The sequence below is a fragment of the Segetibacter koreensis DSM 18137 genome, assembly GCF_000374045.1.
Classification (GTDB): domain Bacteria; phylum Bacteroidota; class Bacteroidia; order Chitinophagales; family Chitinophagaceae; genus Segetibacter; species Segetibacter koreensis.
The window spans coordinates 61,767-77,380 of the sequence record NZ_KB893326.1 but is presented as its reverse complement, the minus strand read 5'-3'; the positions used below and the strand labels follow the sequence as shown (position 1 = coordinate 77,380).

Here is a 15,614-nt window from a genome sequence, read left to right as displayed (position 1 = left end):
AAAGCTGTGAGGTGTAGAAGTAAGTATTTCATATGTAATAATTAGATTAAAAAATATCCACGATTATGCAAGTGTTAAGACACCGTGAAGTACCATTTATGCTGCGCTTGATTAAAATAATATTAGAAAAAAAAGAAAAAATTAAAATCAGCTTAAATTTTTATAATTTCTGTTGCAAATCACATACCTGCTTACTCCTGTATAATCTTTAGTTTTCCTTCAAAATTCAATTCGTATTTTACGTGAAATTGCAGAAGTGAAAATTCTTATTATAGAAGATGAAATTGAACTTGTTAGAAGTATAATAAGTTACTTAAAAGAAGAAAATTATGTTTGTGAATCTGCAAAAGATTTTAATTCGGCACTGAGTAAAATAGAGTTATACGATTATGATTGCATTCTTCTTGATATCTCTCTGCCCGGTGGTACCGGTCTTGACCTGCTAAAGCAATTAAAACTAAATAACAAGATGGATGGAGTATTAATCATTTCTGCGAAGAACTCAGTAACAGATAGAGTTGCAGGCCTGCAATCAGGAGCTGATGATTACCTGCCAAAACCTTTCCATTTAACAGAATTAAGCGCACGCATAGCAGCCATTATCAGAAGAAAAAATTTCAAGGGAAATTCTTTGCTCAGTTTTAATGAAATAACGATTGATACTATAGCAAAAGTTGCGTTTTTTAATCAACAACCTTTAGACCTTACAAAAAAGGAATTTGACCTTCTTCTATATTTTGTTACCAATAAGGGACGGGTTATTTCAAAAAATGCGCTTGCGGAACACCTTTGGGGCGATGAAATGGATATGGCGAATAACTATGATTTTATCTACACTCATATAAAAAACCTCAGAAAAAAACTAATGGAAAAAGGAAGTGCAGACTACGTAAAATCAGTATATGGAATGGGTTATAAATTTTCATAAGCAGTGAAATTATTAACAAGGTATAATCGCGCAAATCTCATCACAGCCATTGTAATATTACTTGTCAGCAGTATTACGTATTATTTTATTATTCGTTCTATACTTATACAGCAGATTGACAAAGATCTGAAAGTAGAAGAACAGGAAATACATGAATATATAAAAGAAAATAACTCGCTGCCCAATGCTTCTGCTTACAAAGGACAGGAGATCAGGTTTGAACCATCGCCTCCATCTTCTAAGGTGAAAAGAAAAATCGTAACTACTGTACCGGATACGGGAAAAGATGAAGATGAACCTGTTCGAATGCTTGTTTTTCCTGTTTTTGTAAAAGGAGTCTTACATAAGGCTATTGTAATAAAATCGCAGGTAGAAGCCGAAGGCTTAGTCAAATTAATCGTGTTGGTTACTGCTGCAATCTTTCTTTTACTTCTTGTTATTATATGGCTGATAAATCGTTTGCTGTTAAGCAAATTATGGGAACCTTTTTATTATACACTTCAGCAACTTACAGCGTATGATTTAAAACATTCGAAAGTCTTGAAATTACCCTTATCAGAAATAAATGAATTTAACGAGTTAAATAAGTCAGTATCAGAAATGACGAGCCGTGTTAACCGCGACTTCGAATCGTTGAAAACATTTACCGATAATGCTTCACACGAAATGCAAACACCCTTGGCAATCATTAACTCAAAGCTCGATATTTTGCTCCAAAGTTCGAATGAAAAGCAGGCAGAACAACTACAAACGATTTATAATGCAACGGGAAGACTTTCCCGTCTTAACCAGGCTTTGTTGCTGCTGACAAAAATTAATAATGAACAATACAGTAGGCAGAACAAGGTTGATCTTAAAAATTTGATTGAGCAGAAACTTCAACAGTTTGAAGAACTTATTACAGCAAGAAATATTAAATTACGTGTTGAACTTGCAGAGGTATTTATTGATATTAATGAAGAATTAGCTGATATACTTTTTAATAATCTTTTCAGCAATGCTGTAAAACACAATTACAGCAATGGTTATATCAATTGTTTTCTTACTCCTGAAAGTATTACCATATCAAATAGCGGCCCACCTTTAACCTTTGACCCTAAGCAGATATTTAACCGTTTTCAAAAAGGCGATCACTCTTCCGGCACGGGTTTAGGTCTTGCAGTAGTTCAACAAATTTGTGAAAATAGCAATTTCACTATTACCTATGCGAGCGGAACGAATGAACATGCCTTTACAATTATTTTTAACGCAAAACATCAAACACAGCGTTAACTGTTTTTTTCATCCATTATTCGTTGACGTTTCTAATTCCACATCATTTTTCTTCAATCTTTGTTTCTTTTCTAGTGCATGCAAAACTAAAATGCAGACAGTTAACCATAAAACACTCAGGCAAAATCCCGCAATCACATCACTGGCATAATGTACGTGCAGGTAAACCCTGCTGGTAGCAATCAGGGCAGCGAATACAAATAAGACAATTGAACCTATCCATTTTACAAAGATGTTCGTCTTCGTCTCCCATAAAATGTAAATGAGCAAACCACAAAAAGTAAAAGCTGAAAAAGAGTGTCCGCTTGGGAAACTAAAGCCTTTTACATTTGGCAATAAAGGATGCACCGGCCTGTGGCGTTTAAAGATATCTTTCATTATGAATAAAAGTGCATCGCAACCAAGACCAATTGCCGCTATATTAAAAGAGCGAATAGTGTTCTTTTTAAAAAGAAGAAAGTATAATACTAAAAGACTATAAGCAGGCAACAAAAATTTAGTAGAACCAAAAAAAGTAAGAAATATCATTTTATTGGTAACATCGGTAGTTGTATAACTGTGCAGAAATTGAAAAACGCTGTTATCAAAAGCAGTTTCATGTTCAAGTACGATTTCGTCAGTTATAAAAAGAAACACCAAAAGAATAATGGCAAATATTGCTAAGGCCATCAAAAGCCTTAACGAGATACCTTTCACTTTTCTGGTTGTTTCAGATGTGTTTTCGGGCATAAGACGAAAGTCATTTAATATTTAATAAGTACCTTAAAATGAATATACCAGGCCAGGTATTATTTGTTTATTAAAATATTGAAGATTAAAAGAAACCGGATGAAGAGCCGTTTTTTCAGATTTTTTTATTTTTGAATACCTGTGAAAATTGTTAACAACCTGCCGCCCGCTCAGGTATCCTAACATCCCTCCTACCAGAATGTCTACCGGCCAATGTTTGTTTTCTGTTATTCTGCTTAGTCCTACCAAAGTAGCTGCACTATAAGATAAAATCGGAATCAGTGGTTTGTCCCTGTATTCCATTGCATAGACTGTAGCGGCTGCAAATGCTGCAGTTGTATGGCCCGATGGAAAGGAGGAAAAGTTTTCGGTACCCAGCCTTTTGCCGTCCGGACCTTTTTTAAATGCATAAAAAGGTCCATGAAAAATAGGGCCTCTTTTATTGGTGAGAGGATCAGTGTAATAAGGTCTTTGTTCACCCGCCAAATATTTTGCAACAAAAGATATTCCAACAGCTGTTATATATGCCTGTGTAGCCAGTGCGGTAGTCGTCTTTTCCTTTTGAGATTTGAAAATAAGACCGTACGCGTAAAATCCCGCGATGGCATATAGCTCATAAGCGCCGCCAAAATTGGTAACATACTTGCTGACAGAAGAAAGTCCGGGGTTATTTTTGTGCAGGGTGACTGCATAGTCATTAACAGGTTTATTAGCTAAAGAAACGGCACCTGTTACCACTGCAAAACCACCAACTTTTAACCAGTCTTTCCCTTTCGTATGCAAAGGTTTTGTTACCGCTTGCTTAATATCATCGGCCAATAAAACAGAATAAGTGTGAAAATCAAGTTTTGCACCTTCATACGCAGCGGGAGCAATATTGTTTTTCTGCCCGTTTTTGAGGGTATCCTGCTGCACATTTAAACTGTCAAGCTTCTTTACTAAAGTATCTGTTTGCTGCGCATATCCAACCACTGGAACAAATATCAATAACACCAAAAACCTACTCAATTCTTTCATATTCTTAGTTCTTTTACGTCTTTAGCCGCTGACTTTTGCTGGTGCATGATCAACAAGTTAGCACGCTGTTTTTTGGTTTGAGGAAACTCAAACTCCGGCAAAGTATATTATTATTTTCGTTGTCAGGAGAAATAATTTCGGGGTATTATTATTTTTTCTCTATGACCAACACCTGGAAGCTTCCGGGGATTACTTTTGGTCTTTCTCTTTTATCTGCACTTGCTGCCAAAGGCTCAAACTCTGCAGTGGGTAAGTATAACCGCCTAGTTTCAACATCCAAACAAATTGTTCGTGCACCCCGTTTGGTAACAACATTTTCCGCTAGTGTATAATTGTTTGCTGCATTTTCATGTATCACAGATAAAGTACCTTCGCCATTTGAAGCAAAAATATTATTCGTTGTCTCATCAAAAGCGATGCCATCACAACCGCTACCAATTGCTACTTTAGAAACGACCTTTCCGGTTGTCGCATCTGATACAACTAATAATTTATCACATCCTGCAAAAAGTCTTTTTGTCTTTTTATCATAAGCTAAACCTGTTGGCTCTTCTCCTGGTGCAATTGACCAGTGCTTTTCTATTTCGAAAGAATTTGTGTTTACTGCTGCAATTTCACTTTTGTCTTCTATGTTGATATAAATTTTACCTGCACCGTCAGATACCGCTGTTTCAGGTTTCCCTCCCAATGCTATGGTCTTTATGACTCTATCTGTCTCAGGATCAATTACTGAAAGATCTTTACTTCTTCCATTGCAAGTGTATATTTTTTTTGAAAAATCATCATACATAATCGCATCAGGGTTTTCACCTGTTGCGATTTGCCGTAATGTTTTACCTGTTGTTAAATCAAAAACAGTTACATTATTAGTACGTCCATCACTTATATAACCTTTACCTAAGCTTTTTACAAACGCTATTCCATGCACACCTTCTGTGTTTAGAATAACACCTATACTGTCACCTGTATTTTTATTTAATATATTTACATGGGTACCATGAGAAACATACAGTTTATTATCATTAACAGCAAGATAATCCCAACCGCCTGCGCCTGGAATATGAAATGTTTGTACAACGTTATAACCAGACGACTTTTGAGCATTTACGCTTATAAAAAATAAAATACAAAGAGACGGCACAGTTAGTGCTTTTAGCAGAGACATACGGAGGTAGTTGATGATGAAAGGCTAAAAGTATACGTAAATTCTGTAGTATTTCTGAAGTTTCAAATGAATATAGATATGAAATTCAGGGCAATAACTCTTTTAAGGGATAAAGCATTTTTTTGAGAGGCAGGCTTAATTACAACTCACAACCATCCATCTGAATCATAGTCAACCTATTTTTTTAAACGTCATATTTTGACCAATAAATTCAAGATGCCAGAAACCTCTTACTTGCAAAGTATTATTATTTGTGATCCAGGCAGATGAATTCCATGTTCTGCCCGATTTTGCATCGTAGATTTTTCCATTTTCCCACTTGTTGTTTTTTGAATTATATATCATATTATTAAGTACCTGGAGGCCAAGAATTCTCCTCTTCCTGAGGGATGGATCTACGTTATTATCGTCCTGCCTTACATTCATAGGCTTTGTTTTATCATCATTATCATTAAACCACACAACCCTCGCTTTATATTCGCTTTGGTCTTTATACACTTCTACAATCACGTTTTTCTGTGGAACAGCTTCCCATTTGCCAACAATGGCATCGGGACTATTTTGAGCAACAGCTAGTGAAGAAATCGCTGCAAATACAATTACTGCTATGTATTTTATTGGCATATAAAGAAATAAGTTTAATAAGTTATTGGATCATAAACTAAAGTAAAAAATAATATTATGTAAAATGTATATTAGGTACAGACTTAAATAAAATATTTACTTAAAATATTATAAGAACTGGCCCACTAATCTTAAACGTTTACATACCCTGCAATAGTTTCCTGATCAAAAAATATTTTCTACAGATTTAAAACAGATTTTGAACGCAATTTTATTTTTTCGGCTTTACCAAGATAATCCAAATAAGTATTAGAAACATTAATGAAATTAATCTTAAGGAAAAGATGTGATATTTGATTGACACTAAAAATTTATTAAAGAACCAAAAGACTGATTTTTTTAAAAGCCTAAGAAGAGTTACGGCTTTTGAAATTACATTTAACCAGGGATGAAATATTTTTTAACCGTTAGTATTATTTTGATTTCTTGTAGCTGTTTTGGTCAGAGTCATACATTGGAGTTTTTCATTGGTCAGGCAAGAGATAACAGCCCTTTGATAAAGGATTTTAATAACCAGATATTGTCAAATCGGCTCGACAGCCTCATCTTAAGAGCATCTTTAAAAACGCAGGTAAATTTTATAAGTAGTAATAGTTATGCACCTGTTGTAAAAGGTTTTGGCTATGATGGAGCCATTACCAATGGAGCAAACATATCGGCAGTAGTACAGGCTAATCGTAATTTTCTAACTCAAAATAACGTAGCAACCCAACTCGCCGCCATTCGCCTTCAAAGTCAGTCGCTTTCTGACACTATCCATATTTCAGAACAGGATATAAAAAGGGCAGTAACTGACCAATACATAACGGCTTACAGCGATTTGGTAATTATGGATTTTAACCAGGAAATATATAACCTGCTAAAAAAAGAAGAGGAGGTTTTGAAAAAGCTCACCCAGTCAAGTGTTTATAAACAGGCTGATTACCTGGCCTTTTATACAACACTACAGCAGCAACAGTTTTTGTACTTGCAGGCACAAATTCAATACAACACAGATTATCTCACTTTAAATTATCTTGCGGGAATTGTTGATACCACTGTTGAAAGAATACAATCGCCTGCATTAAATGATAGCACGCAGTTCGATTTTTACCATTCTGTTTTTTACCAGAGATTCGCAACAGACAGCATGCGTCTTGCAAATGAAAAAGCGATTATTAATTATGAATATAAACCCCGGATAGGTGCTTATACAGATGCTGGTTATATATCAACACTTACCGCAAATCCGTACAGAAATTTTGGTTTTAGCTTTGGTCTTAGCCTTACAGTTCCCATTTACGATGCGCACCAGAGAAAATACCGTTTGAGCCAGGTTGACCTGAGAGAAAGAACGCGTGTGAATAATAAACTATTTTTTTTAAACCAATATAAGCAACAGATTGCGCAACTCAACCAGCAGCTGCACGCAAGTGACCTGCTGGTTAAAACAATTAATGAGCAGATAAAGTACGTAAAAACATTAATAAGCGCAAACGCAAAACTGTTGGAAACAGGAGATATAAAAATATCAGATTATGTACTTGCTATTACTAATTATATAAACGCAAGAAATATTTTGAACCAGAACTATATAAACAGGTTAAGAATAGTAAACCAGATTAATTATTGGAACAGGTGAAGCGCTAAAGTATAAACCACAAGGTATAGGGTAAAAGGCAAAACCTGGAAAGGTGTAGACAGGCTTCCTTTTATACCATAAAACAAAAAAGGCATGAAAAGAGTTTATTGTATTTTGTTTTGCTTAGCAACTCTTATGGCCAGTTCCTGCAAAAGCAAAGAAGAACCAAAAGAGGAAGATAACGTTGCAGAAGAAGTGCAGACACCGGTAACGGTTACAAACGTAAGCAACGAAGCTTTGAAGGAATATGTGGAATTAAATGCTATGTCTTCCTTTCTGCAAAGCAGCTTTATAAAGGCAACTGCAAATGGATATATTAAATCTTCAAATATTAAATTAGGACAGTTTGTACATGCAGGGCAACTTGCTTTTATAATGCAGACAAAGGAGGCGAAAGCATTAGGAAACACAATAAATGAACTAGATTCCTCATTCCGGTTCTCTGGTTTAATAAAAATTCATGCAACACAAACAGGATACATAACAGCAGTAGACCATCAACCAGGCGATTATGTGCAGGATGGTGAACAAGTGGCCGTATTGAGTGATGCAAAAAGCTTTGGATTTTTACTAAATCTACCCTACGAGCTTAGGCAGTACTTAATGAATAATAAAACGGTAGAAGTTGTACTGCCCGACAAAACGGTTTTGAAGGGGACTGTTGCTCACGTGATGCCGGCTGTCGATTCAGTTTCACAAACAGAGGCTGTTTTAATAAAGGTAGATGCACCTTCCTCCATTCCTCAAAATTTGATCGGCAGGGTTCGTATTGTAAAAAATGCGAAAAACAATGCGACGTCACTACCAAAAGAAGCGGTGCTTACAGATGAATCCCAAAATAGTTTCTGGGTAATGAAAATGATTGATTCCGTTACTGCAGTTAAAGTACCGGTTGTCAAAGGAATAGAAACTGGCGATAAAGTTGAAATTGTGCAACCGTCATTTTCACCGACAGACAAAATAATAATAAAAGGAAACTATGGTTTGCCCGATACTGCTAAAGTTAAAGTATTAAAAGAATAGAATAAGTCGACGGTTGTTAGCTAACCTCGGGAAAGAGTCGACCGTTGTTGCATGACAGAGGATAGATGTAGAAGTAGTAAAGCTTTTTTAATTTTTTACTGCTATCTGATCTCTTCCACCTCTTATCTTTTTAAAAAATGAAAAACTTCTTTATATCATATAAAAATCCTCTCATTGTTGTTATCATAATGATAATAGCCGGCGGAGTGTTTGCATATACCAAACTGCAAACCTCATTATTTCCGGAAATAACTTTTCCAAAAATAAAAGTTATTGCTGACGCAGGGCTGCAGCCCGTAAATAAAATGATGGTTACGGTTACAAAACCGTTAGAAAACGCAATCAAACAAATACCTGACCTTGCAGATGTAAGAAGCATTACCAGCCGCGGGAGTTGTGAAATTTCTGCTTTTCTAAATTGGGATGCCAATATTGACCTAAGTCAGCAAAGGATAGAATCGAAGATTGCGGAGATACAAAACGACTTGCCTCCAGGCGTACAAATTTCAGTAGAAAAAATGAATCCGTCTATTCTTCCTGTAATTGGTTATAGCCTCGAAAGTAATAGCAGCAGTCAAACACCAATCGATATGAAACAGGTCGCACTGTATACCGTGAAGCCTTTCTTATCGCAGGTAGCGGGTGTAGCCGAAGTACGTATTATTGGGGGAAAACAAAAGGAGTATTGGCTTACGCTTAATACTCAAAAAATGAGTACACTTTCCATTACACCTGAAGCTTTAACCAATGCGCTTAATCAAACAAATTTTATTCAATCTAATGGTTATTTATCTGATTACAGGCTGCTTTATTTGACCGTTACTGATGCAACTGTTCACTCTCTCAATGAATTACAAAAGGTTATAGTAGCTAATAACGGCAATAGGATTGTTCAGTTGAAAGATATTGCTGATGTAAAGATTAATGAAGCTGTAGAATATACAAAGATTAATGCGAACGGGCGGGAAGGATTGCTGGTGGCAGTAATAAAACAACCTAATGCCAATCTTATTGAAATATCGAACCAAATGCAAGGCAAGGTGGAAGAGCTGAAGAAAATTTTGCCCCAGGGGATTAGCATAAAACCGTATTATGTGCAGGCAGATTTCGTAAATGATTCGGTTAAAAGCGTTACCGATAGCCTATGGGTCGGTTTGTTGCTCGCCATAATTGTAGCCATCATTTTTCTTAGGTCAGTAAAGGCAAGCACAACCATATTGCTCACGATACCTGTTACCATATGCCTTTCACTTATTGGTATATATTCTTTTGGGTACTCTTTAAATATAATGACCCTGGGTGCTGTTGCAGCAGCTATAGGCTTAATCATAGATGATGCCATCGTTATTGTTGAGCAGATTCACAGATCTCATGAAGAACATCCTGATGAACCTACAAGAATTGTTTTGCAAAAAGCTATTCATTACCTGTTTCCCGCTATGATTGGATCATCGGTCAGCACTATTGTTATTTTTATTCCCTTCGAAATGATGAGCGGCGTCGCCGGTGCTTATTTCAAAGTATTAACCAATACTATGATTATTACTTTGGTTTGCTCCTTCTTTGTAACCTGGATCTTACTTCCCGTTATTTACCTGGTGCTAACTAGTAATAAAAATAATACTTCAATAAAAAGACAGCACAAACCCGTTGAGTTAAAAAAGCAGAAGTGGGTGTCCGTCTTCATACATAAACCCTGGATAAGTATTATAATAATGGCAGCGCTTGCTGTTAGTATCTATTTAATACTTCCCCGGTTACAAACAGGCTTTTTACCAGAAATGGATGAAGGCAGTATTGTATTGGATTATAGTTCGCCGCCCGGAACCTCCCTGGCAGAGACAGACAGAATACTTCGTGAAGTTGAAAAGATTATTACTTCAACACCAGAGGTTAAAGCTTACTCAAGAAGAACCGGAACGCAGATGGGATTTTTTATAACAGAGCCAAACCGCGGAGACTATCTCATACAATTAAAAAAGAATAGAGACAGAACAACGGAAGATGTGATTGCAGAAATCAGAAAGAAAATAGAAATGTCGCAACCTGCATTAGTTATCGACTTTGGGCAGGTAATTGGCGATATGTTGGGCGACTTAATGACTTCAGTGCAACCGGTAGAAATAAAAATATTTGGTGATAATAGAAATATGCTGGAGGATTATTCAAAGAAGATTGCGGGTATCGTAGAAAAGGTGCAGGGTACAGCAGATGTATTCAACGGAATTGTGATCGCCGGCCCTTCGGTAAGTATTATTCCTGATAATGGTAAGTTGGCACAATTTGGATTAACAGCGGCAGCTTTTCAATCACAGGTTCAACTATCACTTCAAGGCACAGTTGTAGGAAATATTTTAGAAAAAGAGCAATTATCAACCGTAAGATTATTATACCCCGGCAGTCGGGAACAAAGTGTACAAGGAATAAAAAACCTCCAGATATTCTTACCATCAGGAAGATTGAAATCAATAACCGATCTTGCTTCAATACAACTAAATGCAGGCGATGCGGAAATTCAAAGGGAAAACCTGCAATCGATGGGAGTAATTACTGCCAGGCTTGAAAACAGGGATTTAGGCAGCACAATTAAAGACATACAACAACAAATTTCTTCTCAGGTAACTTTACCCCGGGGTTATCATATAGAGTATGGTGGAGAGTATGCAGATCAGCAAAAGTCTTTTCATGAGTTACTTATTATTCTGGTTACGTCGAGCCTGCTGGTATTTGGTGTTATACTTTTCTTGTTTAAAGATTTCCTGGCAGCTTTGGCAATAATAGTAATTGCGGTTTTAGGTATCTCAGGAAGCTATCTTGCCTTATACCTAACTGGCACAGCACTAAATGTAGGAAGCTATACAGGGCTTATAATGATTGTAGGAATTATTGGCGAGAATGCCATTTTTACCTTCTTACAATTCCGGGAAGCGTTACAAACTCAGAGCGTGGACGACTCTGTTATTTATTCCATATCTACGCGACTTCGACCCAAGTTAATGACGGCACTAGGTGCTATTATTGCGCTGTTGCCTCTCGCCTTGGGCATAGGAACAGGTGCACAATTGCATCAACCTTTAGCAATAGCAGTTATAGGAGGGTTTATAATAGCACTGCCATTGTTGTTGGTTGTATTGCCGACGGTGTTAAGAATAATACATAAGAAAAAGAGAATAGCGGTAGCTGTGTCAGAAAATTAAAGCGTGAAAAATTTACATAGACGACTATAATTTTTGTAATTATGACCTTTATTACACACTTGCAATAAAAAAGGTTAATAAGAAAATAACTATTAATTATTTTTTTAACGACGGCGGCTCCTCATTTTATTCCAGCTCCTTATTAATTTTTTTTGCGGCATAGTAATTAGTAATAACAACGTATGCAATCATGAAAAGAGATGATGCAAACAGCAGTACGGCTAACAATGCGATTATTTCCATAAAATTTTAGATTAATGACTAATAATTTCATCTGACAAAATTATGCCATGTATTGTGAGGGTTTTTATAAAAGACCTCAGGATTTATCACCAACTTGTTAATAATTATTTATAAATGGCGGTTTCGTTGGTGCCGTCGCTGCTTTTAACTCCACGATACATACCGGCACTATTAAAAACCAGGGCAAAAGTTCCTTTGCTGTCTACTCCTATTAATCCGCCTTCACCTTGCATTTTTACAAGCTTGTTTAACACAACTTCATTACACGCGTCTGCAAGTGAAAGATCTTTATATTCAATAAGAGCACTTACGTCATAAGCCGCAACTGCACGTATAAAAACTTCACCGTGACCAGTGCAACTTATTGCACAGGTATTATTGTTGGCATAAGTTCCACACCCTATAAGTGGAGTATCACCGATTCTGCCATATTTTTTATTAGTCATGCCTCCAGTGCTTGTGGCAGCAGCGACATTACCGCTTTGGTCACATGCCACAGCTCCTATAGTACCAAATTTCTTTTCTTTAAATTCATTTAAATCCTGCACAGTATGATCTAAATTATAATTATCAGAATCGCGCACTGCCTTCCACTGGTCATACCTGAATTGGGAGAAAAAGTATTCATCAGGTTCAAGCTTTACACCTTGCTTAATTGCAAAATCATTTGCTCCCTTACCACTTAAAAAAACATGATCGCTGTTGCGTAAAACTTCTGTAGCCAACTCAACAGGATTGCGTACATTTCTTACTCCAGCAACTGCCCCCGCCTCGAGCGTTTCACCATCCATTATTGCGGCATCCATCTCCTGTAAACCCTTTTTAGTAAAGACAGAACCTCTTCCTGCATTGAAGAGAAGATTGTCTTCAAGTATTACAGCAGCAGCTTTTACAGCATTCACGGCAGAACCTCCTTCCTGAAGCACCGCATACCCCCCATCTAATGCATCTTGTAAACCTTGCAAATAAGCCGCCTCCAACTCAGGTGTCAAATCTTCTCTATTGATGGTACCTGCTCCTCCATGAATAACCATCGTAATTCTTTGCATAAAAATCTGATTTGGTATCTAAATTAAGAGAATAAAATGTTCGTTATCGAAGTAACGAAATAAGAATTTTAAATAATGCTGCTGCAAGAACAACGAATTTATGGCGCATCAGCCCAATAATTCACAACATTCCTTTAAGAGTTTATCTTTATTTATAGCAACTGTACCAACTTCTTCACACACCAGCCCTCCGGCTATGTTTGCTATGGCAGCAGATAAATGAATGTCTTTTGTTATAGCATATACCAAAGAAGCAACGGCTATTACGGTATCTCCTGCCCCACTTACATCCGCTATGCTTCTGATATGGGTGGGAATTATTTTGAAATGATTTTCATCCTGGTAAAAAATCCCTTTTTCAGAAAGTGTAATTAAAGAAATGGAATGGTTCAACCTGTTTTCCAACTGCTGGTGAACATCGTTTAGAAAAATTTCATTTACATCATCGATCAACACATTCAGTCCATCTTTTACCTCTTTTAAGTTTGGTTTAAATATGGTAACACCTTTATAAGAAAAAAAATTTTTCCGTTTAGGATCAACAGTTGTTACTATATTGTTCTCCTTACAGATGTCAATCATTTTCTGGTTCACTTCTGCTGTTAGCACACCTTTGTTATAATCTTCAAAAATCACAACTGATGGTTTTTCCGATTCAATAAACTCGGTAAATGCATTTAATAACAGCAGTTGCTCACTCTCATTAATATCTTTAGTCATTTCAGCATCGAGCCTAAGCATATGCTGATTCCGACTGATTATGCGGGTTTTATTGGTAGTAATCCGGTCATCGCTAACAACTATATTCGCTGTATGTATATTATTCCTTTTCAACAAATTGAGTAACGTTCTTCCGTCATCGTCATGTCCTATTACCGAAAATAAAACAGTGCGCGCACCTAATGCTACTGTATTGAGCGCTACATTTCCGGCTCCGCCAATTCTCAGTTCTTTTTCATCTAAAACAACAACCGGCACAGGTGCTTCAGGAGATATTCTATCTACGTTTCCCCACCAGTACGTATCTAACATTATATCACCAACGACAGCTACTTTAGTTTTAGAAAACTCATCAAATAATTTATCAAAATCGTGCATATTTCCAATTGATGTTTTGAGCCCTTCAAAGAAATGAAATAAATAGGAATACCATTACGACAATTATAAAAAATCAATTTTCATACTATAATTATTGATTCTTACATACTCATTTTCCTCACCAAAGGTTATATAAGACAAAAAAAATCCTGTCTTTTTAAAGGCAGGATAAGAAAAGAAACTTAAAGACTATTTTTAAGATTACTCTTTATTTTTACTTTTATATCTGTCGTTAAGGCCTTTTAAAACAGCACTTGTAATATCATACTTCGGATCCTTATAATAAATAGTACCGGTCTGATATCCTAGAATGTAAGCGTATTCTTTGTTTTTATTATAGTCCTTTAAAAAATCTTCTATTGTTCTATTTACGTCCTGCATCTTTTTAAAAGATTCATCCTGCAGTTCTCCGTTGACAGCTTGTTCTTTATTTTGTATCACCTTTTGCTCCTGCATCAGGTCTTTTTGCATGGCGCCTTGTCTTTCCTGTGTCATGGTCTGGGCTTCCTGCTGAAACTTTGTTACTTTACTCATATAACTGTTCTTTAGCGCACTTAATTGCCCGTTCAATTGATTTTCCTTAGTCTTAAGTTCGTTCTTTACGTCTTTCAGATAATCATAATTTTTCTCTATGCTGTCCATATCAAAATATGCGATCTTAAAAGAGCCGGGTGCAGTCGGAGCAGAATCAGCAACAGTAACCGGGGCGGTGGTGTCTGCTTTGTTTGCAGAAGAAAAATGCAGATAAAATAATATTCCAACTAAAATCAATAAAACAACGTTAAAAGCAAGCAGAAAGTTTCTATTCATAGTTCTAATTATTGTGGCAAAGTAAAAGTAAAGACAAAAATAAAAGTGTTAAAAAGCTAAGTACGAATTATTATGTTTATTTTTTTGATAAATGCACAACCAGTTCAAATTATTTTACGAACACTTCCACTCGCTCTTTCAACTCTTTGTTTTTTCTGAATAGCAAGTTTATTTTCTTACCACTTATTACCTGCCAATACTTATTTCTGATCCATTTTCACTTGCCGTTTCGTTAACTGTTTCAATAAATCGATTCATAATTTCTTTTACGTCTTCAAGCGTTTTATTATCAATGATTTTGTTATCGCTATTAATCTTTGTCTTAGCAAATTGTATTAATAGCTGAAGCTGGTCAATATTTTTTGCTTCGATGACTTTTAAAGTTTCCAACAAAGCTTTGTGCCCATATCTTCCGTCAGTTGACGCGGTAATCAAAAGTGTGGGCTTATGAGAAAATTCGCATGAAGAAACAGTCCAGTCAATTGCATTTTTTAAAGTTCCGGGAACCCCATGAGCGTACTCAGGAGTGCAGATAATAATGCCGTCAGAGCGCTTTAATTGTTGTTTAAAATTAGCGACTTTACCTCCAATTTGACTTGTATCGTCATCCGGATTAAAATGAGGTAATTCTGAAAGTCCATTAAAAATTGCTACATCCAACTGCCCGACATACAGTTCGGAAATAGCTTTTATCAAACTATGATTTGTGGATCGTAATCTTGTACTCCCTGAAATTGCTATGATTTTTTTTCGAACGATCGTATTTTTCATTTGAAGTAATGGAATTGTTTAATCACATTTAATATTATATTTTTTTTCATTGTTGCGAGTTTTCCTT

The 15,614-nt window shown here is 36.1% G+C and carries 13 protein-coding genes; 5 read left to right on the top strand and 8 right to left on the bottom strand.

Features of this window, described 5'->3' with window-relative positions; all coding sequences use genetic code 11:
* Positions 1–256: 256 nt before the first annotated feature.
* A complete protein-coding gene (locus B154_RS0111680; RefSeq protein WP_018614409.1) occupies positions 257–928 on the top strand; it encodes a response regulator transcription factor in 672 nt (223 codons plus the stop codon).
* Between the two features lie 3 nt (positions 929–931).
* Positions 932–2,200: a sensor histidine kinase gene (locus tag B154_RS0111675; RefSeq protein ID WP_018614407.1), complete on the top strand. Its 1,269-nt coding sequence runs from the start codon at positions 932–934 to the stop codon at positions 2,198–2,200.
* Between the two features lie 9 nt (positions 2,201–2,209).
* Here B154_RS0111675 and B154_RS28380 read toward each other — a convergent pair whose 3' ends face one another.
* The 4 genes from B154_RS28380 to B154_RS0111655 form a co-directional block, all read right to left on the bottom strand.
* Positions 2,210–2,929: a phosphatase PAP2 family protein gene (locus B154_RS28380; protein ID WP_018614405.1), complete on the bottom strand. Its 720-nt coding sequence runs from the start codon at positions 2,927–2,929 to the stop codon at positions 2,210–2,212.
* A 33-nt stretch (positions 2,930–2,962) separates the two neighbouring features.
* Entirely contained in the window at positions 2,963–3,946 is a 984-nt protein-coding gene (locus B154_RS0111665) for a phosphatase PAP2 family protein (RefSeq protein ID WP_018614403.1), read from the bottom strand.
* A 148-nt stretch (positions 3,947–4,094) separates the two neighbouring features.
* Positions 4,095–5,111, bottom strand: coding sequence for a DUF5074 domain-containing protein (locus B154_RS0111660; RefSeq protein ID WP_018614401.1), 1,017 nt, complete (start codon positions 5,109–5,111; stop codon positions 4,095–4,097).
* 171 nt (positions 5,112–5,282) lie between these two features.
* Positions 5,283–5,735 carry a DUF2147 domain-containing protein gene (locus B154_RS0111655; protein ID WP_018614399.1) on the bottom strand — a complete coding sequence of 151 codons (453 nt, stop codon included), beginning with the start codon at positions 5,733–5,735 and terminating at the stop codon, positions 5,283–5,285.
* 388 nt (positions 5,736–6,123) lie between these two features.
* Between B154_RS0111655 and B154_RS0111650 the strand changes: the two genes are divergently transcribed.
* The 3 genes from B154_RS0111650 (at position 6,124) to B154_RS0111635 (ending at position 11,576) form a co-directional block, all read left to right on the top strand.
* Positions 6,124–7,356, top strand: coding sequence for a TolC family protein (locus B154_RS0111650; RefSeq protein WP_018614398.1), 1,233 nt, complete (start codon positions 6,124–6,126; stop codon positions 7,354–7,356).
* Between the two features lie 93 nt (positions 7,357–7,449).
* A complete protein-coding gene (locus B154_RS0111640; protein ID WP_018614396.1) occupies positions 7,450–8,379 on the top strand; it encodes an efflux RND transporter periplasmic adaptor subunit in 930 nt (309 codons plus the stop codon).
* 137 nt (positions 8,380–8,516) lie between these two features.
* Entirely contained in the window at positions 8,517–11,576 is a 3,060-nt protein-coding gene (locus B154_RS0111635; RefSeq protein ID WP_026260129.1) for an efflux RND transporter permease subunit, read from the top strand.
* A 347-nt stretch (positions 11,577–11,923) separates the two neighbouring features.
* Here the strand turns inward: B154_RS0111635 and B154_RS0111625 are convergent, their stop codons facing one another.
* From B154_RS0111625 to B154_RS0111610, 4 genes are all read right to left on the bottom strand, one after another.
* Entirely contained in the window at positions 11,924–12,868 is a 945-nt protein-coding gene (locus tag B154_RS0111625; protein WP_026260128.1) for an isoaspartyl peptidase/L-asparaginase family protein, read from the bottom strand.
* 108 nt (positions 12,869–12,976) lie between these two features.
* Complete coding sequence (locus B154_RS0111620; RefSeq protein WP_018614392.1) at positions 12,977–13,966, bottom strand: bifunctional heptose 7-phosphate kinase/heptose 1-phosphate adenyltransferase; 990 nt, start codon at positions 13,964–13,966, stop codon at positions 12,977–12,979.
* Positions 13,967–14,167: 201 nt separating this feature from the next.
* A complete protein-coding gene (locus B154_RS0111615; protein WP_018614391.1) occupies positions 14,168–14,776 on the bottom strand; it encodes an OmpH/Skp family outer membrane protein in 609 nt (202 codons plus the stop codon).
* Positions 14,777–14,962: 186 nt separating this feature from the next.
* Positions 14,963–15,547, bottom strand: a complete 585-nt coding sequence (locus B154_RS0111610; RefSeq protein ID WP_018614390.1) for an NADPH-dependent FMN reductase — start codon at positions 15,545–15,547, stop codon at positions 14,963–14,965.
* Positions 15,548–15,614 lie beyond the last annotated feature (67 nt).